Here is a 19,280-nt window from a genome sequence, read left to right as displayed (position 1 = left end):
AAGAGAAAGTTAGTTCTCTTCGGGAGCTGCGGCTTCGGCCGGAGCTTCGGTCTCTGCTGCTTCTGCGGCCGGGGCTTCTTCAGCGGCGGGCGCTTCGGCTGCTGCCGGTGCACCGTTCTCTTCTTCAAGCTTGAGGCGCAGGGCGTCAATGATGCGTACAGCGGCGGCAGCAGGAGCCTTGAGGATCCCTGCAACCTTGGCGAGCTGCAGCTCGCGGGACTCGAGTGCTGCCAGGGCAGCAACTTCGCTGGCGTTCAGTGCCTTGCCCTCGAAGTAACCGGTCTTGATGACCAGCTGCTTGTTGGTCTTGGCAAAATCCGTCAGGCTCTTGGCCGCTGCAACTGCGTCACCCTTGATGAACGCGATTGCAGTGGGGCCGGCGAGCTGACCGTCGAATGCTTCGACACCAGCTTCCTTGGCTGCAATGGCGGTCAGGGTGTTCTTGACGACCGAGAACTTGGTGTCCTGGCCGAGAGAAACACGCAGCTGCTTGAGCTGTGCAACAGTGAGCCCACGGTATTCGGTCAGGACAGCGGCGTTCGATTCCTTGAAATCGTTAGTGATCTCAGCTACTGCTGAAACCTTTGCAGGCGTTGCCATAACCCTCCTTCCGGGGATAGTGCCGGTATACCGGGTCCCCGCTCAGGTGAGCTAAAACTAAAAAACGCCCCGCGCAGATGCACGGGGCTTGGCTCAACACAGCTTAACTGCGGAGCTTTGCTTCGTTCACCTGCGCCGGCCGCCCTATGTTCAGGGTCCTTCGTCCGAAAACCCACTGGCTCTCCCGCACACAACTGCAGTATTGAGTAATGCTCAGGAGAGTGGATTTCCAACAACCGACGGTCTTTGGTAGCTCAAGCTTACGGGCAACGCGGCCCGTACTCCAAATCGGTCTCCATGCGGGAGGTGAGGCTGCTGCCCAGCGCCGCTCAGCTGCTGCTCGGCCCGAAGTCCGGGAGATCCTTCTGCCAGATTCCCGTGACACCTGCAGTGGTGAAACCCAGCTGCTGGTTCACCTTGAGCAAATACCGGTTCTCCGGAGCGTTCCACGTGTAGATGACCCTGGCATCGGGGAACTGCTCCGTAAGGCGTTCCATGTTGGCCACCTTGATCAGCAGGCCCAGCTTGTTGCCCCGGTGTTCCTGCATCACCACCGTGTCGTCCTGGAACACCACGTCCTGCCGCTGGGACAGGACGCTGATTGTGGTCAGCCCGACCAGCATTCCGGTGGCGATGTGCTCGACGGCGGTGACCACCGTGCGCCGTCCCTGCGCGATGGTGGCCTCTTCAGCTTCCCTGATCATGGCGCCGTCGAACACCAGCTGCTCTTCGGTCCGCGACGACGGTGTGGTGTCCTCACCTGCCTGGTTTTCCAGCGCGGCAACGGCTTCGAGCCACTGGTCCGGGCACCTGTCCGTCCAATGATGCAGGCGGTAGCGGCCCGCGTTGGCCTGCTCGGCTTCCTCCTCCAGCTCCGCGACCAGCTTGCTGTCCAGCGGCAGCAGGCACGAACTGAACTGCTCGATGTGCTGCAAGGTGTATCCCGTCTTGCGGGCAAACTCCACTTCCCGGCTGCCCAGCGGCACAAAGCCCAGGCCTGAGCCGGGGACCAGCTGGTCGTCGATGGAGCTGTTCAGCGAGACGCCGGGATGATTGGTGTCGATCAGGATCATGGTCCGTCCTTCGCCCCGGGCAAACTGCTCTGCAGCCTCCAACAGCTGGCGTCCGACGCCTTGGCGCTGGAACTCCGGCAGGATATCCAGCGTGAACTCAGCGTGGTCGAGGTTGTCGGCCAGGGGCAGGGCAATATCCACCGCGCCCACTATGTCGCCGTCGATCTTTGCAACGAGGATGACTTGGCGTTCGTAGGGGTCGGCAAGTTCGAGGAGCTTTTCAAGCGGGGTGTAGGCGAGGTCGTCGCTCCCCCACGTTTGCATCCGCACTTTGCGGCCAACTTCGACGGCGGCCAGGAAATCGGCGCTGTCGGGCCCGTCCAGGGAATCGGGAATCCAGAGTTGTTCGATCCGTACGTCTTGAGCCATAAAGGGCGTCATTCCAGTCGTTTCTGCCACTCACCTTCAAAGCCAGCGGGCTTGAATCCAAGCGAAATATTTATCGCCAGCATATGCCGGTTTTCGCTGGCATTCCACGTAATGACAGACCCGGCGGCAGGGCGCACCTCCTGGGCGCGCCGGAGGTTTGCGATCTTGGCCAGCATGCCCAGGCGATGGCCGCGGTGCGGTCCTGCCACCAGCGTATCCTCCTGGATCAGCGTACCGGGGCGCTCCGGCCGGTAGCTCAGCACCGTGTAGGCCGCCAGTTCCCCCGTGCCTGAGTGCTGCACCGCGGCCACGAGCGAAGCCACGCCGCCGCGCTGCCGGCTTTGTTCCTCCTCCCGAACCCTCGGCACGTCCCAGTCCTCGGCCTCTGCTTCCAGGCCCGCCGTCGGCACATCTGCACTCATCCGGCCCTTCAGCACCGCATAGGCGTCCACAAGGGTGTCCGGACATCGGCCTTGCCAGCCCACCACCCGGTAGCCGCCGGCATGCGCCCTGGCGTCAGCCTCCAGCCTGTCCAGCAGGCCGGGGTCAACCGGCAGCGGAAGCCTGCTGGACCTCTCCACTTGCTCCAGTTCGTAGCCGGAGGCCAGCGCGAAACGGGTTGAGGCGAGATTCAGCGGAAGTCCACCGCTCCCCGATTTCGCCGGCAGCTCCTGATTGTCGGACTCCGACCCCGTCCGTCCGGCCTGCGGCAGCACAGGCTCCTCGCAATAGCCTTCAAAAACCCGGCGCCCTCGCTGTTGGGCCGTTTCCTCGGCGACCGCCAGCAGGCGCCGGCCAATCCCCTGCCGTCGGTATGCTGCGGTAACCACCACTTCGATCCAGGCCGCGGCGGTGTTCTCCTTGAGCGGCAGCACCACCGAACAGGTTCCCACCGGCACTCCATCCAGTGTGGCCAGGAACTGCAGGCGGTCTTCGTACTCGCTGCCCCGCCAATATTCCTGGTCCTCCCGGAGGGTCGAAGCGCGGTCCAGGTTTCCCCACTGGTCCAGATGGTGCCTGTCCCGGATGGCACGGCACGCCAGCAGGCCAGTGGCACGTTCGGTCCCCTCGTCCCCGGGCCGCGGGATGGGGACGGCGGTGATGGCCGGGCCGCTCATAGCGTCTTCTGCCATTCGCCGTCGTACCCCGCGGGACGGAACCCGAGGGCCACGTTGATGGCCAGCATGTGGTCGTTCTCGGCGGCGTTGAACGTGACGATGCGCTCCACGTTGGGGTAGCCGGTGAGCAGCCGGCGGATGTTGAGGATCTTGACCAGCATGCCCACGCGGTGACCGCGGTGGTGACTGGCCACCAAGGTATCGTCCTGGTTCGCCAGCCAGGGTTTCCGGTCCGATACCTGAAGGACCGAGTACGCAGCCAGCTCACCCGTGTCACGGTGCCGGGCGCTTGCCACGAGGGAGTCCAGGCCTGCCTGCTTCCACGTATTTTCAACATGGCGGACCCGCGTCACGTCCCAGGTTTCCTCGTCGTAGCTGAGGCCGCCGGCGGGGGTGTCCGTGCTCATGCGGGACATGAGGACCGCCAGTTGGGCCGTGTACTCGTCGGGACAGCTGTCGATCCAGTGCAGCAACTCATAGTGCTCCCCCGCCTTGGACAGTGCGTCGGCGTCAAGAGCAGCCAAGGTGTCTTCAGCGGGAGGCAGCGTCAACGCGCTGAAGCGTTCCACCTGTTCCAGCCTGTAGCCGGCCCTCCGCGCGAAACGGACGCACCGTGCTTCTGCAGGCACTCCTCCGGTTCCCGTCCCGGGCTTGAGCAACCGGGGATCCTCGACATCGAAGTCCGCCGGGTGCTCGCTGAAAGTCTGCAGCGTGGTGCAACCGCGTGAAGCAGCCAGGTCCTCTGCATGGTCCATCAGCGCGCGGCCGATGCCACGTCCGGAGAACTCCGCCAGGACACTCACGTGGAGCAGCGCGGTGTGGACGTTCTCCTGGAGCCCGAACCGGATCCAGGATCTCCCCAGCATGCGTCCGTCCACCCGTGCCAAGAAGAGCCGCAACTGGGTGTACGGGCTGTCTCGCCAATAATGGAGCCGCGCTTGTGCCGGTGACGAACGGTCCGGGTTCCCCCAGGTCTCTAGCACCAGGGCATCGCTAAGTTCGCCGAATTCCAGGAACTCTCCGGCATCCGGGGCGTCGAGGGACGCGGGCAGGACTAGGGGTTCTATGAGGTACGGCACTGCATTCACGGGGACAGCCTAACCGCCGTGGAGACCGCAGCAAACGGAAGCGGAAGGACAAAAGCAGAAAGACCGCCCCGCAGATGCGGGACGGTCTTTCCTACGAGCCTGGTAAGTATTAGACCTCGGTCAGGACCTTGGTGACGTTGGGGTCAACCGAGATGCCCGGGCCGAACGTGGTAGCCACGGTGGCCTTCTGGATGTAGCGGCCCTTGGAAGCGGACGGCTTCAGGCGAAGGACCTCTTCCAGTGCTGCTGCGTAGTTCTCGGCCAGCTTGAGGACGTCAAACGAAACCTTGCCGATGATGAAGTGCAGGTTGGAGTGCTTGTCGACGCGGAAGTCGATCTTGCCACCCTTGATGTCATTGACAGCCTTGGCGACGTCAGCGGTCACCGTACCGGTCTTCGGGTTCGGCATCAGGTTACGCGGACCCAGGACCTTACCGAGGCGGCCAACCTTGCCCATGAGGTCAGGGGTGGCGACGGCGGCGTCGAAGTCGGTCCAGCCGGCTGCGATCTTTTCGATCAGGTCATCGGAACCAACGAAGTCGGCGCCGGCAGCGATTGCTGCTTCGGCCTTGTCGCCCGTTGCGAAGACGAGGACGCGGGCAACCTTACCGGTGCCGTGCGGCAGGTTAACGGTGCCGCGGACCATCTGGTCGGCCTTACGCGGGTCTACACCCAGGCGGAAAGCGACCTCAACGGTGGCGTCGAACTTGGACGGGTTGGTGTCCTTGGCGAGCGTCACTGCCTCGAACGGCGCGTAGAACTTCTCCGCGTCGATCTTGGCGGCGGCTGCCTCATATGCTTTGCTGCGCTTTGCCATGCTGCTTATTCTCCTTGTGCAGTTGTGGTCTGCGGACCGCGCTGGGCCCTGCCACAGTCAGAGCATTCCGGTGTGGAATCCTGACATTTCAATGTTTCAGTGGTGCCGGTCGCCCGGCGGTGCCGTCCGGCGTCGTCATCGGTTTCTTACTTTTCCGAATTCAGAAGCCGCATCAGCGGTGGGGAATTAACCCTCGACGGTGATACCCATGGAGCGAGCGGTGCCGGCGATGATCTTCGCTGCGCCTTCGAGGCTCGTGGCGTTGAGGTCTTCCATCTTGGTGGTGGCGATCTCGTTGACCTGGGCCTGGGTCAGCTTGGCAACCTTGACGGTGTGCGGCGTGGGTGAGCCCTTGGCGACGCCTGCAGCCTTTTTGATGAGCTCTGCAGCCGGCGGGGTCTTGGTGATGAACGTGAACGAGCGGTCTTCGTAGACCGTGATTTCAACAGGAATAACGTTGCCGCGCTGGGCTTCCGTCGCAGCGTTGTACGCCTTGCAGAATTCCATGATGTTGACACCGTGCTGGCCAAGCGCAGGACCGATCGGCGGGGCCGGGTTAGCGGCACCTGCCTGGATCTGCAGCTTGATGAGGCCGGTGACCTTCTTCTTGGGAGCCAATGTAGGGTCCTTCTCTCAATTTCGTCCTGGGACACAGGAGCGTGCCTCAGGTTGGTGGCCGCCATGGCGAGGCGACCGGCCGCTTCGGGGCTGCTAAGCGGGCAGCCCCGGAGCGAATTCTGTGGGTTTTGCTAGATCTTGGAGACCTGGTTGAACGCCAGGGTGACCGGGGTCTCGCGTTCGAAGATGGATACCAGAACCACGAGGGTCTGGGACTCGATCTTGATCTCGGAGATCGTGGCGGGGAGGGTCTCGAACGGACCTTCCTTGACGATGACGGACTCGCCCACTTCAAAGTCGACGTCGATCTGGGCGGCCGCGTGCTTGACGGGCTTGCCCTTCTCGGCCTGCTCTTCTTCGAAGACCGGGGCCAGCATGGAGAAGACCTCGTCCAGACGCAGCGGCACGGGGTTGTGGGCGTTGCCCACGAAGCCGGTGACACCGGGGGTGTGGCGAACGGCGCCCCACGAGGCATCCGTCAGGTCCATGCGGACCAGGACGTAGCCGGGAATGCGGACGCGGTTGATGACCTTGCGCTGGGCGTTCTTGATCTCCACGACTTCTTCCATGGGAACCTGGATTTCGAAGATGTAATCTTCCATGTCCAGGGTCTGGATGCGGGTTTCAAGGTTGGCCTTGACGCGGTTTTCATAACCGGCGTAGGAGTGGATGACGTACCAGTCGCCTTCCTGGCGACGCAGCTTGGCCTTGAATTCCTCGGCCGGATCAACCTCAGCCTTGGCGGCCGCGGCGGCCAGTGCGTCAGCCTCTTCATCGGAGTCAGCGCCGGCTTCGTCCGTTTCGGCGTCGGAATCTTCATCGCCAGCGTCGGCGTCAGCGTCGGCTTCAGAGGAATCGTCGATGGAATCGGGCGCAGCAGACTCAACCTCGGACTCTTCCCCGGCTACCGCCACGGCGTCCTGGTTATCATCCAGCTCAGTCTCAGTTACCTCGAGCTCCTGCTCAGACACTTGGCCTCCTGCTTCCTCATTGCTAAACATGCCTATTTAAATGGCTCAATTCCGCACACCCCGTGAATGCTTCCGGATTTCCCGGAGCATTCCACGCAGTCTGCGGACGGATCGCCTTAGCGGTCCGTGGGGCCCGTGCCGCCGAAGACCCAGCTCACTCCGGTCCCGAACGCCAGGTCCAGGACGGTAACGATGAGCATCATGATGACAACGAACACCAGCACCACGAGCGTGTAGTTGATCAGTTCCTTGCGGGTGGGTGCTACGACCTTCTTCAGTTCGCCGATGACCTGGCGGACGAAGAGTGCGATGCGAGCGAAGAGGCCTGCCTTAGCGGCATTCTTGGCGGGGCGGCCCTTGGAGCTGCTTGCAGCCGTTTCGGTCACCTGGTCCTCACTCATCCTCGCAATGTCGGATACCCGGTTCTGAACTGAACCATGGTTGCTGCGCTGGCTCCGGCTCACCGCCGGAACCGCTTGCGCAGGGCAGACAGGACTCGAACCTGCAACCTGCGGTTTTGGAGACCGCTGCGCTACCAATTGCGCCACTACCCTATGGATCGAAAACCAATCACACCACACTTCCCGCAAACTTCACGGGGCGCAGGCCATCATCGTGTTTTCAACACCGGAGAACTAGTCTACGCAACAACTGCGCTTACGTCGAACCAGCCTCATTTTGGACCTTCGTTGCCGCTGCCGGGAGCCGCAGACCGGGACACGGTCACATTCCTGGCCGCCACGCTGAACGATCCGCTGAACAGCATAGAGTAGATCTCGTCGAAACCCACAACCAGCCATCGAGCTGCAAGCGAAGAATGGACCCCGCCATGCCTGCCGCCCGCGTTTCCCAACGCATTTCCGCTATCGCCGAATCCGCCACCCTTGCCGTTGATGCCAAGGCCAAGGCACTTAAGGCAGCCGGACGGCCGGTCATCGGCTTCGGCGCCGGGGAACCCGACTTCCCGACGCCGGGCTACATCGTGCAGGCCGCCATTGAGGCCGCCAGCCAGCCGAAGTACCACCGCTACTCCCCCGCAGGAGGCCTGCCGGAGCTCAAGCAGGCCATTGCCGCGAAGACTCTCCGGGACTCCGGCTACAAGGCCGAGGCATCCCAGGTTTTGGTGACCAACGGCGGCAAGCAGGCCGTGTACAACACCTTCGCCACGCTGGTTGATCCGGGCGACGAAGTCATTGTCCCCACCCCGTTCTGGACCACGTACCCGGAAGCCATCCGCCTGGCCGGCGGCGTGCCGGTTGAGGTGTTCGCCGGACCGGAGCAGGAATACCTGGTCACAGTCGAGCAGCTTGAAGCCGCCCTCACCGAGCGCAGCAAGATCCTGCTGTTCGTCTCGCCGTCGAACCCTACGGGCTCCGTCTACTCGCCCGAACAGGTCCGGGAAATCGGCCTCTGGGCTGCCTCCAAGGGCCTGTGGGTGGTCACGGACGAAATCTACGAACACCTGACCTACGACGGCGTTCCCTTCACCTCCATTGCCACGGCGGTGCCTGAACTCGGCGACAAGGTGGTTATCCTCAACGGCGTTGCCAAGACCTACGCCATGACCGGCTGGCGGGTGGGCTGGATGATCGGTCCGGCGGACGTGATCAAGGCGGCCACCAACCTGCAGTCGCACGCCACCTCCAACGTCTCCAACATCATGCAGATCGCTGCCCTCGCGGCCGTCTCGGGCCCGCTCACCGCAGTGGATGAGATGAAGGTGGCCTTCGACCGGCGCCGCAAGGCGATTGTCGCCGGCCTGAACGCGATCGACGGCGTGGAATGCCCGACGCCGACGGGAGCCTTCTACGTCTACGCGGACGTCCGCGGACTGCTGGGCAAGGAGTTTGAGACGGCGAACGGAACCGTCCGCCCGGAGACTTCCGCCGAGCTGGCGGCGCTCATCCTGGACGAGGTTGAAGTTGCGGTTGTTCCGGGCGAGGCTTTTGGCCCCTCCGGCTACCTGCGTCTCTCCTACGCACTGGGCGACGATGACCTCGCCACCGGTGTGGCCCGGCTGCAGGGCTTCCTCGGCAAGGCCAAGTAGGCACGCTCCCGCACTTTTCGCTGCAAAAAACCCAAACGCTCTCTCACCTGGTGAGAGAGCGTTTGGGTTTAAGCGGCAGGATGTGAGAGAGCGTCTGGGGCCGGCTAGAGGAGCCGGCGCTCGGCCGCCCATTTGGTCAGTTCATGCCGGCTGGAAAGCTGGAGTTTGCGGAGCACGGCGGAGACGTGGGTTTCCACGGTCTTGATGGAGATGAAGAGCTCCTTGGCCACTTCCTTGTAGCTGTAGCCCCTTGCGATTAGCCGCATGACCTCCAGCTCACGGGCGGAGAGCCGGTCCAGTTCGTCGTCGGCGATATCCGCCGGAGCGGTGCCGAACGCGTCCAGGACGAACCCGGCCAGCCGCGGCGAAAAGACGGCATCTCCGCCGGCAACCCGCAGCACTGCGTCGGTGATTTCGGTGCCGGAGATGCTTTTGGTGACATATCCCCGGGCCCCGGCGCGGATGACCGAAACGACGTCTTCCGCGGCGTCCGAGACGCTCAGGGCGAGGAACCGGATGCTGGACAGCAGGGCCGCCGAGCCGGCGATCACTTCCCGCCCTCCCCCGCCCAGGCCCCCGGGCAGGTGCACGTCCAGCAGCACCACCTCGGGCCGAGTCTGTGCGATGACGGCGATGGCCTGCTCCACTGTTCCGGCTTCGCCTACGACGGTGACCCGGGCGTCCAGGTCGGCTTTGAGTCCCGACCGGAAGATGGCGTGGTCGTCCACGATGACCACGCGGATAACTGGAACACCTCCTGCATGCGCGCCCGCTGTGTCGATGTTGTTCACGACTTTCCCTCTCCGTTGTCCGCGGCGTCCGAAGGCAGCCTGAGCCGCACTTCGGTACCGTCCGCACTGCTGCTGATGACGGCTGTGCCGCCGTGGCGTTTCATCCGCCCGATGATCGATTCCCGGACCCCCATGCGGTCGGCAGGAACCGACTGCGGGTCGAAGCCGGGCCCGCGGTCCTTGACGAAAATTTCCACACCGCCGTCGGCAACCTCCAGGTAGACCGACACGGTGCCGCCGCCGTGGCGGGATGCGTTCACCATGGCTTCACGGCTGGCCTGCACCACGGCTTCGTGCCGCTCGGTCATGGCGGTGTCCCCCACGCTGACCACGTCCACGGCGTTCCCCAGGGAGTCCTCGACTTCCGCCGCGGCAGCCTTGATGCGCTCCGAAAGCTGCCCGGCCTCTTTGCCGGGGTCCCGGTACAGCCAGCCCCGCAGCTCCCGCTCCTGCGCGCGGGCCAGCCGCACGACGTCGTGCTCGTTGCCGGCGCGTCGCTGGATCAGTGCGAGAGTCTGCAGGACGGAGTCGTGCAGGTGCGCTGCAATCTCGGCCCGCTCCGTGGCCCGGACCCTGCCCGCACGTTCCGCTTCAAGGTCCCGCCAGAACTTCAGGCCCCACGGGAGCAGCACCAGGGCCACCCCGCCGAGGACGGCAACGGAAGCCAGGAGTGCCAGCCAGGTCTGCTCCCAGGAGCCCGAGCCGGACACCATCACCAGCACGCCGGCGACCACCAGGGCAAGCCCTGCGCCGAGCCGGGCCCAGCCGCCAGCCTGGTCCGCCTTGGTTTTGTCGAGGAGCCCGGCCCTGCGGGTTTCATCCAGCTGCATCCAGGCGATGGCAGCCCCGCCAAGGATGGCAGCGGCGGGGATCAGGGTGCCCAGCGGAACGTCGACCCCCAGCATCCGTGCGGTCAGGATTCCACCTGCCAGCAAGAGGCCGGCGCCCAGCAGGATTTCCTTGCCGTACGGCATGCGCCGGAAACGGAACCATGGCGAACCGGCCGTCCCCCGGGCAGGACCGGACGCGGGCGCCGGGCCCGGCTGCCATGCCGGCGAGCCCTGCGCCGGGGAGCCCTGCCCCGGCGTGCCGGGCACGGTTGGCGTGCCGGGTGACCCTGGCGCGTGGGGGTAGGTGACTCCGGCCGGAAATGGCGCTGCAGCGAATGGTGCGGCAACAAAGCCCGCCTGCACCGGCAGCCCCGGTGCACTGACGGCCGGGGCAATGGGCGACGCCGGGCGACGCGCGTTCCGCTTCGCGTTCTCGTCCGCTGTGGGGACCATGATCCAGAGCCACGCGTAAAAAGCCAGCCCTGCCCCACCCGCGAGCGCGGCCACCACCATGCCGATCCGGACCATCCGCACCGGCCAGCCCAGATGTGCGGCGAGGCCCGCGCAGACGCCAGCGATAACGCGGTCGCTGCTGCGGACAAGCGGAGGGCGGGAGATGGCCGTTGTCATGTGTCAATCCAAACACGGATCAGGGTTCGTCACGCCTGATCTCGGCATGAACCTGGGGTCACTCAGGGGAAGCTCAGGGTGTTCCCCAATAGAGCGCGGCCGCTGCGGACGGCAGGATCGAAGTATGAACTCGCACAATGCACACCCAGATGAAGATCCGCTGCCGTCGGGCCGTCCCGATTCCGGTTCCGCCGACTCAGCGCAAGGCACATCCGACGACCGCGCCTCCTCAAGCGACGACGGCACCGCTTCAGCCCCGGACAGCTCCTACGCGGCACAGGACGGTCCGCCCGCCGGCCCCGACGCACCGCGTTCAACCGGTTCCCCCTCGGAGCCCGGCCCCGCTGCGGACGGCCCCTTGCCCGCACCGCCGCTCTACCCGAATCCGCAATTCCCGGACGCCCAGTCCGCCAACGGCCCCTACGGACACCCGCAGTCCCAACCCCAGAACTTCTTCAACTGGGTCCGGGGACACGGGATCCAGCGCGGGCCGGACCGCTGGATCGGCGGCGTCGCCAGCGGCATCGCACACCGGCTGGGCGTCGATCCGCTGATCGTGCGCGGCGTCTTCATTGTCCTCTCGATTTTCGCCGGCATCGGCGTGCTGCTGTACGGCGTTGCCTGGGCACTCCTACCCGAACCAGACGGCCGCATCCACGTCCAGGAAGCAGGCGCTGGCCGATGGTCTACCGGCATGACCGGCGCTCTCATCACCACGGTGATCGGCTTTCCCAGCCTGGGCGGCGGATTCTGGGGCTGGGAGCGTAACGGCTTCGGCGGCTTCCTCTGGACGGCCTTCTGGATCGCAGGGGCCATCTACCTCGTCTACTACCTCTCGCAGCGCGACAAGACCCGAAACGGAGCGCCCATCATGAACACCAGCGCCGCAGCCGGCGCAGCAGCCGGCGGAACCGCCTTCGCAGCCACGTCGCCGGCCGGCACACCGTCCCCGGCGGCAGGCGCGCCGTATGCGGCCGGCCCCTACGCGGGCCCTTACGCCAGTGCCTCCTACGGCGACGGCTCTTACGACGGCGGCGCTCCCGGCTCACGCGGTTACGGCCCCTACGCGGATCCAAACACCCCCGCGCCCGGCAATTTTGGGCCCTCGGGAGCGAATCCTCCTTATGGCCCCAACCAGCCGTATGGCGGCTACGGCGGTCCGTCCGCTCCCGCGCCAAAGGCTCCGAACATGGGCCCGGGCGCCCCGGCTGTCGCGGTGACGGCCGGCCTTGCCCTCCTGGTGGGCGGCGGCATCAAGGCCCTTGAAGCCCTCAACATCACCAACCTGGGTGACGCCACGAACGCGGTGGTGTGGGCAGGCGGTGCCGCCGTCCTGGGCCTCGGCATCCTGATCGCGGGCCTCAGGGGCAGGACCTCGGGAATCCTCGGATTCTTTGCCGTAGTGGCACTCATCATCGGCGGCATCTTCAACGTGGTGCCCAACGGTGACCGGTTCCGTTTCCAGAACGCCAACTGGAACCCTGCCAGCATCGAGCAGGCAAAGGAAGGCTTTGACATCACCGGCGGCACCGGAACCGCTGACCTGACGCAGCTGAGCCTCACACCGCCGCTGGGCACCGACGTCGTAATTCCCATGGACGTCACGGCCAGCAACCTGACGGTGATCATCCCGGACACGGTTCCCGTGGAAATCCGGGCGGACATGACCCTGGGGAACCTCAATGACGGTTCGCAGAACCGCGGGGGCATGACGAACCAGCAGAGCAACTACAACACCGACAAGCCGGGCGCCGCCCTCGTCCTTGAGATCGACGGCACTATGAGCAACATCACCATCCAGGAAGGGAACTGACATGAGCAGCTACGAACCTGCTCCGGACACCGTGCCGCAGGCAAAGGCTTCACCCGCAGAACCGGCACACAGCTCAGGAGCAAGGCACGGCGGACCCTCACCCGCCCGGGTGGGCACAGTGGTCTGGGGCCTTATCGTCCTCGCCCTGGCAGTGCTGATCATCATCGGCCAGCTCGGCATCGTGGCACTGAATGGAACCTACGTGCTCATCGGCCTGATGATCGGCGCCGGCGCCGCCCTGGTAGTGGGCGGGCTCCTGTCCGCCCGCGGACGTGACAAACAACCCACAACAGGGAAGTCTTGAGGCATGGATAAGTTCTTCAGCATCGTCAGGGGCTTCGGCCTGAAGCGCGGACCGCAGCGGTGGCTGGGAGGCGTGTGCGGGGGCATCGCAGCCAAACTCAATGTGGACGTCGCCTTCGTCCGGATCGCGTTCCTGCTCCTGAGCCTCCTGCCGGGTCCGGCCTTCGTGTTCTACCTGGCGGCGTGGCTGATCCTCCCGGACCAGCGGAACGCCATCATCCTCCAGTCATTCCTGGACAAACGATCAATCAACGGATCCTGACCGCTTGGTCCCGCAGGCCCCCGCTCCCCGGAGCGGGGGCCTTTCGTCTGCCATGGAACGAGGCAGTTTGTAACCAGTTTGTGTCGTAACCCACACTCAGCACTAGAATCTAGGGTGAGCTCAGCGTGGCGCTCTGCCTGTACACTCTCTCACCAGGATTTGAGCCGAGACATGAAAATTGGAATTCTCACCAGCGGCGGCGACTGCCCCGGACTGAACGCCGTCATCCGCGGCGCCGTCCTCAAGGGGATCGCCATCCACGGCCACGAATTCGTAGGATTCCTTGACGGCTGGCGCGGCGTCGTCGAGGGCGATGTGATTGACATTCCCCGCACCATGGTCCGCGGCATCGCGAAGCAGGGCGGCACCATCCTTGGAACGTCGCGGACCAACCCGTTTGAAAATGGCGGCGGCCCCGAGGTCATCAAGGGCCACATGGACCGGCTCGGCATTGATGCGATCATCGCCATCGGCGGCGAAGGAACGCTGGCCGCAGCCAAGCGGCTGACCGACGCCGGCCTGAAGATCGTCGGTGTTCCCAAGACCGTGGACAACGACCTTGACGCCACGGACTACACCTTCGGCTTCGATACCGCCGTCCAGATCGCCACCGAGGCCATCGACCGCCTCCGCACCACGGGCGAATCGCACCACCGCTGCATGATCGCCGAGGTCATGGGCCGTCACGTGGGCTGGATCGCGCTGCACGCCGGCATGGCCTCGGGCGCCCACGCAATCCTCATCCCGGAGCAGAAGGCCTCCATGGACCAGATCACCGAGTGGGTGCAGGAAGCCCACGACCGTGGCCGTGCACCCCTGGTGGTTGTGGCCGAGGGCTTTGTGCCCGAGGGCCAGGAAACGCCGCACTCCGAGCGCGGACTGGACACCTTCGGCCGCCCGCGCCTGGGCGGCATCGCGGAGATGCTGGCCCCGGAACTCGAGGCGCGGACCGGCATCGAGACCCGCGCAACCGTCCTTGGCCACATCCAGCGCGGCGGCGTCCCGTCGGCGTTCGACCGTGTCCTGGCAACGCGCTTGGGCATGGCCGCCATCGACTCCGTGGTGGACCAGCGCTGGGGCACCATGGTGTCGCTCCACGGCACCGACATCGTCCACGTGGGCTTCGACGCCGCCCTGGGCAACCTCAAGTGTGTCCCGCAGGACCGCTACGACGAGGCCGCCGTCCTCTTCGGCTAGGCCGCTTTGGCGCGAACGGACACTTGGGGCCTCTCCGGAGGGCCCCAAGTGTCTGTTCGCGCTTCCCTCCGCCGGGTCGGGTCCCCGCTGGGTAGGGTTGAGGCATGACTCTCGACGCCGGTTCCGCAGACATCATCCAGCTGGCCTGGGCCCGCCGCCTGGGCCTCGATGACGGAGTGTTCGCCGAGTCCCGGAAGCTCGACGCCGATGCCGCCGCCGCGGGGGCCGCCTCGCCTGCGGGCGCTGCCCGGATCACCCGCTCGGACGAATCCCGGAAGTCAGTTGATTTTGTGCGCCTCTTCGGCGCCTCGGCCCTCGTAGGACCGCAGTGGGCCCTGGACGCCGCTGAGGGCATTCCTGATGAGGAGCTCGCCCAGCACGTAACCCTTTTGACCATCACACGTCCGCACGGCGGACACGGGCAGGGCGCGGCCGCCCTCCTCTTCGCGGACGATCTCCCGCTGCTCCAGCCGGCGGAGGAACTCACGGTCTCGCACGGAAACCCCGAAGCCATTGAGCTGGAAGGCATGTGTCCGCCCGACGACGTCAACGAGGTCGGGTTGTCCGACCTCGACCACCGCTACACCATCATGCGCGATGACAACGGCCGCAAGATTCCGGTGGCCTGCGGCGCCTATACCGAGTGGGAAGGCATCCTCGCCCATATGGGGGTTCTCGTTGACCCTGACTGGCGCCGCCGGGGACTCGGCTCGCTGGCCGCGTCTATCGCGGCCCATGAGGCGCTGGCGGCGGGGCTCACCCTGCAGTGGCGTTCTGACGTCAGCAACAAGGGCGCCCTCGCAATCGCACGCAGCCTCGGATTCGCCACGGGCGGCATCCACACCATGGTCCGGTTGGGCTGACCGGCCCGGCCGGCCCAACGGGTTCAGCCCAACAGGTTCAGCCGTGCAGGCTTAGACGGACTTGGCCTGCGCTGATTTGGCCGCCGCGGTGTCCGATGCCGGGGCCGCGGAGCCGCCCCAGTTTTCCACCGGCTTGGGCTTTGCGAAGAACAACGCCACGGCCGCACCAAGCACTATCACTGCCGCCGGCAACATGATGGACTGTCCCATCGCCGTCGAGAATCCTTCGTGCAGGGCCTCCGGAAGCTGGCCGCCGAAACTCCGGCCGGCCTCCCCCGAGGCACCGCCGGCCGCCGCCGGAAGCTCCTCAGCCAGCCGCGCCTGCATCAGGACGGCAATGGCCGCGCTGCCCAGCACGGCGCCGATCTGCCGGGTGGTGTTGTAGACCCCGGCGCCTGCCCCGGCCTGCCGGGGCGGCAGGTTGCGCGTGGCAGTGGAGCTCAGCGGCGCCCAGATGCCCGCGTTGGCGAAGCCGAGCACGGCGCTGGGCAGCAGGAAGAGCCAGATCGGCGTGTCCGGGTGCATCAGCGCTGAATTCCAGAACAGCGCCACGGCCATCAGCGCCAGGCCGCCGGCGGTGATGTATTTCGGGTTCACGCGGTCGATGATCTTGCCAACCACCGGCGCGAGGCCGCCTGAAATCAGCGCCATCGGGATCATCATCAGGGCCGACTGCGTGGGAGTCAGCCCGCGGACCACCTGGTAGTAGAAGATCAGCGGGAGGCCGAAGGCCGTCACCGTGAAGCCCACCGTGGTGATTCCCATGTTGGCAAGCGAAAAGTTGCGGTCCTTGAACAGCGAGAGCGGCAGGAGCGGCTCGCCCTTGTTGAAACGCTGCCACAGGACGAACCCCACCAGCACCGCAAGGCCGGCGATGATCAGGCCCCAGACGGTGATGGGACCGCTGATGGTGCCCCAGTTGTACGTCTCGCCTTCCTGGATGCCGAACACGAGCAGGAAGAGCCCGACGGCGCTGAGCAGCACGCCGGGGATGTCGAACTTGTGCGGGTGCGTGGTCAGCGACGGAACAAAGCGCAGGGCCAGGATGAAGCCAGCTATGCCGACGGGCACGTTGATGAAGAAGATCCACTCCCAGCCCAGGCCGTCCACCAGGACACCGCCGAGGATCGGTCCCACCAGGGTGGCGACGCCGGCTGTCGCGCCCCAGATGCCCATGGCCGCGCCCCGCCGGTCCGGCGGGAAGATCCGCGTGATGACCGCCATGGTCTGGGGTGTCATGATCGCAGCACCAAAGCCCTGGACCACTCGGGCCAGGATCAGCGTCTGGACGTCGCCGGACAGGCCGCACCACAGGGACGCGAGGGTAAAGACCACAAGGCCCGTCAGGTAGAGCTTCTTGGGTCCGAACCTGTCGCCCAGCCTGCCGGTGATCAGCAGCGGCACGGCGTAGGCCAGCAGGTAGGCGCTGGTCACCCAGATGACGGAATTGATGTCGGCGTTCAGTCCTTCCATGATCCGGGGGTTGGCGACCGAGACAATGGTGGTGTCGATCAGGATCATGAAGAAGCCGATCACCAGGGACCAAAGGGCCGGCCACGGCCTAGCTACGTTTTCCATGTGAATCCTTCGGGTGTGGTTGTGGTGTGTTCCGCTACCACGGGATTTCCCCGGAGCGGAGCTGGTCCTGCAGGCTGCGTATCCAGCCCATTTCGGACCCCAGCATGGTCTGTTGGTACTCGAGGTCGATCCAGTACTTGCGTGCCACGTCCTTCTTCAGGACAGCCGCCTCCCCTCTTTGCAGGAACTCGAGTTGTTCCTGCAGCAGCGCCAGCCTGCGGTCCAGGAGTTCCACAACGAGGGCGGCGGGAAGGTTGTAGGCCTCGGCGATACCCAGCGGGAACGACGGATATTCGTTGACCGGCTCGGCAAGCATGTCCTGCAGGCGCGCCGTCAGGGCCTCCCGCCCCGCGGGCGTGATCCGGTACGTCGTCCGTTCCGGCCGATTGCCCTCCCGGTCGGTGCCGGCCGTTTCCACCAGCCCACGTTCCTCCAGCCGGCCGACCGCGTGGTAGAGCGTACCGGGGCGCACCTTGACCAGCCGGTCTTCATGCCTGGCCATCAGGAGCTGGTACATCTCGTACGGATGCATCGGCTCCTCCACCAGGAGTGAGAGGGCCGAGATGCCGAGCGGCGTCAGCGGAGCGGATCGTGGCATGATTCCGGTCCCCCCTGTAATCCGACAGCGCAGTGTTGTTCGGCGGCAAACCGCCATTATTCCGCTTCAACTATTCCACATGGAATATTAGGGCGCAAGAAAGCCCGCGGGTCCGGCGACCCACGGGCTTTGAGGCGGTGCCGCCGCCGCGCGGCGACTTACCCGCAAGGCAGTGCGTTCAGCCCAACAGGGCCTGGATTTCGGTCCGGGCAAACATCTCTGCCGCCGCACGTGCCGAGGGCGTCCCGGCGTCGGGGTCGGCCCCGGCGCCCAGCAGCGCCTCTGCCACGTCCGTGTACCCCTTGAAGGCTGCCCCGGCGAGGGGCGTCTGCCCGCGGTCGTTGACAGCGTTGGCGTCCGCACCGTGCCGCAGGAGAAGCTGAACCGCGGGGGCGTGGCCGTGGTACGCCGCCAGCATCAGCAGGGAGTCCCCCGACGCATTGGTCATGTTGGCCGGCGCCCCGGCATCAAGGTAGCTGCCCAGCAGTGCAGCGTCGCCCTGCCGTGCCGCGTCAAAGAGCGCATGGGCCAGGGCGAGGGTGTCGTCGTCGGGTCCTGTGTTGTGCCCCAAGGCGGTGTTGTCCCCTGCATTGTCTGTCATCGGTGTGTTCCCTTCAGGAAGCCGGTCTGGCGGCCCACCACCTGGCCCGCGTCGGGAGCCACAATGACTTCCTGCGCGGCCGTGTATGGTTCATCGCCGTCTACGACCGTCAGTATTTCATCCGGGGAGACTGAACGCTTTATGACTGCCAGTGCCACAGGACCCATTTCGTAGTGCTGAACCACAGAGGTCACTGTTCCCACCTTGCGCTCCCCCAGCCGCACTTCGCTCCCGACAGCGGGAAGGGTGTGCTGGGAGCCGTCCAACTGGAGGAAGACCAGGCGGCGCGGCGGGTGGCCCAGGTTGTGCACGCGGGCGATCGTCTCCTGGCCCTTGTAGCACCCCTTCGCCATGTGCACCGCGGTGCGCAGGAGGTCCAGTTCATGCGGGATGGTCTTGTCATCGGTTTCGGCGCCAAGACGGGGGCGCCACGCGGCGACGCGGAGCGCTTCCGCTGCCCAGGCGCCGGCCAGCGGCCGGTCACCCACGGTCGCCTCGAGTTCCGCGGACGGGACCAGGTATTCGAACCAGGGCCGCTCCATGCCCGGGTGCGATTCTTCCCCGACCACGGAGTAGGCGTAGCCGCCTGCACCCACATGCGGCCAGGGGTCTTCCCACACTTTCAGGCCGGACCATTCCTCCACCCGCCGGGTGGTCCCCAGGACCGCCCACTCGTCGGAAGCATCCGCGATTTCGACGCGGAGCATGAACTTCATCCGGTTCAGCCACTCGGCCAGCGGCGCTGCTTCGGCGGCCTCCACAATCAGCCAGGTGGTCCCGCCGTCGTCAACCACCCGCGCGTCGAACTCGATGCGGCCGTGGATGCTGAGCAGCAGCAGTTCGCTGGATTCGCCCGGGGCAAGGTTGGTGACCTGCTGGGAAGAGAGCGTGTTGAGCCAGCTCAAGCGGTCCGGACCGGAGACGGTGACCACACCACGGTGGGAAAGGTCGACGACGGCGGTTCCGGCTGCCAGCGCCCGCTGCTCCCGCAGCGGCTCACCGTAATGCGACGCGACGCCGGAGTCCGCACCGCCGGCCTCGACGGCGCCAGGGCGCGACAACAGGGGGCTCTTGGTAGTCATATGAAGGGAACATCCTTAAGTGGGCAGGTAT

20 protein-coding genes and 1 tRNA gene are annotated in these 19,280 nt (G+C 65.5%); 6 read left to right on the top strand and 15 right to left on the bottom strand.

Annotated features, from left to right (window positions below; translation table 11 throughout):
• Window positions 1-9: 9 nt before the first annotated feature.
• The 9 genes from rplJ to J7I79_RS13005 form a co-directional block, all read right to left on the bottom strand.
• Window positions 10-600 (bottom strand): 50S ribosomal protein L10, encoded by a 591-nt coding sequence (rplJ, locus tag J7I79_RS13045; protein WP_214953771.1) that lies wholly within the window; start codon window positions 598-600, stop codon window positions 10-12.
• Between the two features lie 329 nt (window positions 601-929).
• Window positions 930-2,042, bottom strand: a complete 1,113-nt coding sequence (locus J7I79_RS13040; protein ID WP_104172019.1) for a GNAT family N-acetyltransferase — start codon at window positions 2,040-2,042, stop codon at window positions 930-932.
• Between the two features lie 8 nt (window positions 2,043-2,050).
• On the bottom strand, window positions 2,051-3,175 hold the full coding sequence (locus tag J7I79_RS13035; RefSeq protein WP_214953769.1) for a GNAT family N-acetyltransferase: 1,125 nt from the start codon (window positions 3,173-3,175) through the stop codon (window positions 2,051-2,053).
• Window positions 3,157-4,248 carry a GNAT family N-acetyltransferase gene (locus J7I79_RS13030; RefSeq protein ID WP_214953767.1) on the bottom strand — a complete coding sequence of 364 codons (1,092 nt, stop codon included), beginning with the start codon at window positions 4,246-4,248 and terminating at the stop codon, window positions 3,157-3,159. The genes J7I79_RS13035 and J7I79_RS13030 overlap by 19 nt, the downstream gene beginning before the upstream one ends.
• Window positions 4,249-4,357: 109 nt before the next feature.
• Window positions 4,358-5,065, bottom strand: a complete 708-nt coding sequence (gene rplA, locus J7I79_RS13025) for a 50S ribosomal protein L1 (protein ID WP_214953765.1) — start codon at window positions 5,063-5,065, stop codon at window positions 4,358-4,360.
• Window positions 5,066-5,251: 186 nt separating this feature from the next.
• Window positions 5,252-5,683, bottom strand: coding sequence for a 50S ribosomal protein L11 (gene rplK, locus J7I79_RS13020; protein WP_024365990.1), 432 nt, complete (start codon window positions 5,681-5,683; stop codon window positions 5,252-5,254).
• 131 nt (window positions 5,684-5,814) lie between these two features.
• Window positions 5,815-6,654, bottom strand: a complete 840-nt coding sequence (gene nusG, locus J7I79_RS13015) for a transcription termination/antitermination protein NusG (RefSeq protein WP_214953763.1) — start codon at window positions 6,652-6,654, stop codon at window positions 5,815-5,817.
• 116 nt (window positions 6,655-6,770) lie between these two features.
• The gene (secE, locus tag J7I79_RS13010; RefSeq protein WP_214953761.1) at window positions 6,771-7,055 is read right to left on the bottom strand and encodes a preprotein translocase subunit SecE; all 285 of its coding nucleotides are present in this window, start codon (window positions 7,053-7,055) and stop codon (window positions 6,771-6,773) included.
• An 80-nt stretch (window positions 7,056-7,135) separates the two neighbouring features.
• A tRNA-Trp gene (locus J7I79_RS13005) sits at window positions 7,136-7,208 on the bottom strand.
• Window positions 7,209-7,483: 275 nt separating this feature from the next.
• Here J7I79_RS13005 and J7I79_RS13000 point away from each other — a divergent pair.
• Entirely contained in the window at window positions 7,484-8,701 is a 1,218-nt protein-coding gene (locus J7I79_RS13000; RefSeq protein WP_214953759.1) for a pyridoxal phosphate-dependent aminotransferase, read from the top strand.
• A gap of 104 nt (window positions 8,702-8,805) precedes the next feature.
• Here the strand turns inward: J7I79_RS13000 and J7I79_RS12995 are convergent, their stop codons facing one another.
• Complete coding sequence (locus J7I79_RS12995; RefSeq protein WP_104172392.1) at window positions 8,806-9,438, bottom strand: response regulator transcription factor; 633 nt, start codon at window positions 9,436-9,438, stop codon at window positions 8,806-8,808.
• Between the two features lie 50 nt (window positions 9,439-9,488).
• Window positions 9,489-10,952, bottom strand: coding sequence for an ATP-binding protein (locus J7I79_RS12990; protein ID WP_214953757.1), 1,464 nt, complete (start codon window positions 10,950-10,952; stop codon window positions 9,489-9,491).
• A 124-nt stretch (window positions 10,953-11,076) separates the two neighbouring features.
• Here J7I79_RS12990 and J7I79_RS12985 point away from each other — a divergent pair, with 124 nt between their 5' ends.
• The 5 genes from J7I79_RS12985 to J7I79_RS12965 all read left to right on the top strand — a co-directional run bounded on the left by J7I79_RS12985 (window position 11,077) and on the right by J7I79_RS12965 (window position 15,390).
• Window positions 11,077-12,765 carry a PspC domain-containing protein gene (locus J7I79_RS12985; protein ID WP_214953756.1) on the top strand — a complete coding sequence of 563 codons (1,689 nt, stop codon included), beginning with the start codon at window positions 11,077-11,079 and terminating at the stop codon, window positions 12,763-12,765.
• A 1-nt stretch (window position 12,766) separates the two neighbouring features.
• Window positions 12,767-13,069, top strand: coding sequence for a hypothetical protein (locus tag J7I79_RS12980; protein ID WP_214953754.1), 303 nt, complete (start codon window positions 12,767-12,769; stop codon window positions 13,067-13,069).
• 3 nt (window positions 13,070-13,072) lie between these two features.
• A complete protein-coding gene (locus J7I79_RS12975; protein ID WP_214953752.1) occupies window positions 13,073-13,330 on the top strand; it encodes a PspC domain-containing protein in 258 nt (85 codons plus the stop codon).
• 171 nt (window positions 13,331-13,501) lie between these two features.
• Window positions 13,502-14,527, top strand: coding sequence for a 6-phosphofructokinase (locus tag J7I79_RS12970; protein ID WP_214953750.1), 1,026 nt, complete (start codon window positions 13,502-13,504; stop codon window positions 14,525-14,527).
• A gap of 104 nt (window positions 14,528-14,631) precedes the next feature.
• Window positions 14,632-15,390, top strand: coding sequence for a GNAT family N-acetyltransferase (locus tag J7I79_RS12965; RefSeq protein ID WP_214953748.1), 759 nt, complete (start codon window positions 14,632-14,634; stop codon window positions 15,388-15,390).
• 51 nt (window positions 15,391-15,441) lie between these two features.
• Here the strand turns inward: J7I79_RS12965 and J7I79_RS12960 are convergent, their stop codons facing one another.
• The 4 genes from J7I79_RS12960 to J7I79_RS12945 all read right to left on the bottom strand — a co-directional run bounded on the left by J7I79_RS12960 (window position 15,442) and on the right by J7I79_RS12945 (window position 19,249).
• Entirely contained in the window at window positions 15,442-16,968 is a 1,527-nt protein-coding gene (locus J7I79_RS12960; protein WP_214953746.1) for a DHA2 family efflux MFS transporter permease subunit, read from the bottom strand.
• Between the two features lie 34 nt (window positions 16,969-17,002).
• On the bottom strand, window positions 17,003-17,566 hold the full coding sequence (locus J7I79_RS12955; protein ID WP_214953743.1) for a PadR family transcriptional regulator: 564 nt from the start codon (window positions 17,564-17,566) through the stop codon (window positions 17,003-17,005).
• A gap of 178 nt (window positions 17,567-17,744) precedes the next feature.
• Window positions 17,745-18,167, bottom strand: coding sequence for an ankyrin repeat domain-containing protein (locus tag J7I79_RS12950; protein WP_214953741.1), 423 nt, complete (start codon window positions 18,165-18,167; stop codon window positions 17,745-17,747).
• Window positions 18,164-19,249: a folate-binding protein YgfZ gene (locus tag J7I79_RS12945; RefSeq protein ID WP_214953740.1), complete on the bottom strand. Its 1,086-nt coding sequence runs from the start codon at window positions 19,247-19,249 to the stop codon at window positions 18,164-18,166. The genes J7I79_RS12950 and J7I79_RS12945 overlap by 4 nt, the downstream gene beginning before the upstream one ends.
• Window positions 19,250-19,280 lie beyond the last annotated feature (31 nt).

The organism is Arthrobacter sp. ISL-69 (genome assembly GCF_018613775.1).
Classification (GTDB): domain Bacteria; phylum Actinomycetota; class Actinomycetes; order Actinomycetales; family Micrococcaceae; genus Arthrobacter.
This window is presented reverse-complemented; position numbering and strand designations above follow the sequence as displayed.

Excerpts from the sequence above, each read along its gene's own strand:
- J7I79_RS13040 (WP_104172019.1), bottom strand. The coding sequence starts at position 2,042 with ATGGCTCAAGACGTACGGATCGAACAACTCTGGATTCCCGATTCCCTG.
- J7I79_RS12985 (WP_214953756.1), top strand. The coding sequence starts at position 11,077 with ATGAACTCGCACAATGCACACCCAGATGAAGATCCGCTGCCGTCGGGC.
- J7I79_RS12955 (WP_214953743.1), bottom strand. The coding sequence starts at position 17,566 with ATGCCACGATCCGCTCCGCTGACGCCGCTCGGCATCTCGGCCCTCTCA.
- rplA (WP_214953765.1), bottom strand. The coding sequence starts at position 5,065 with ATGGCAAAGCGCAGCAAAGCATATGAGGCAGCCGCCGCCAAGATCGAC.
- J7I79_RS12960 (WP_214953746.1), bottom strand. The coding sequence starts at position 16,968 with ATGGAAAACGTAGCTAGGCCGTGGCCGGCCCTTTGGTCCCTGGTGATC.
- J7I79_RS13000 (WP_214953759.1), top strand. The coding sequence starts at position 7,484 with ATGCCTGCCGCCCGCGTTTCCCAACGCATTTCCGCTATCGCCGAATCC.
- rplJ (WP_214953771.1), bottom strand. The coding sequence starts at position 600 with ATGGCAACGCCTGCAAAGGTTTCAGCAGTAGCTGAGATCACTAACGAT.
- J7I79_RS13035 (WP_214953769.1), bottom strand. The coding sequence starts at position 3,175 with ATGGCAGAAGACGCTATGAGCGGCCCGGCCATCACCGCCGTCCCCATC.
- J7I79_RS12965 (WP_214953748.1), top strand. The coding sequence starts at position 14,632 with ATGACTCTCGACGCCGGTTCCGCAGACATCATCCAGCTGGCCTGGGCC.
- J7I79_RS12990 (WP_214953757.1), bottom strand. The coding sequence starts at position 10,952 with ATGACAACGGCCATCTCCCGCCCTCCGCTTGTCCGCAGCAGCGACCGC.
- J7I79_RS12945 (WP_214953740.1), bottom strand. The coding sequence starts at position 19,249 with ATGACTACCAAGAGCCCCCTGTTGTCGCGCCCTGGCGCCGTCGAGGCC.
- J7I79_RS12980 (WP_214953754.1), top strand. The coding sequence starts at position 12,767 with ATGAGCAGCTACGAACCTGCTCCGGACACCGTGCCGCAGGCAAAGGCT.
- J7I79_RS12975 (WP_214953752.1), top strand. The coding sequence starts at position 13,073 with ATGGATAAGTTCTTCAGCATCGTCAGGGGCTTCGGCCTGAAGCGCGGA.
- secE (WP_214953761.1), bottom strand. The coding sequence starts at position 7,055 with ATGAGTGAGGACCAGGTGACCGAAACGGCTGCAAGCAGCTCCAAGGGC.
- J7I79_RS12970 (WP_214953750.1), top strand. The coding sequence starts at position 13,502 with ATGAAAATTGGAATTCTCACCAGCGGCGGCGACTGCCCCGGACTGAAC.
- J7I79_RS12950 (WP_214953741.1), bottom strand. The coding sequence starts at position 18,167 with ATGACAGACAATGCAGGGGACAACACCGCCTTGGGGCACAACACAGGA.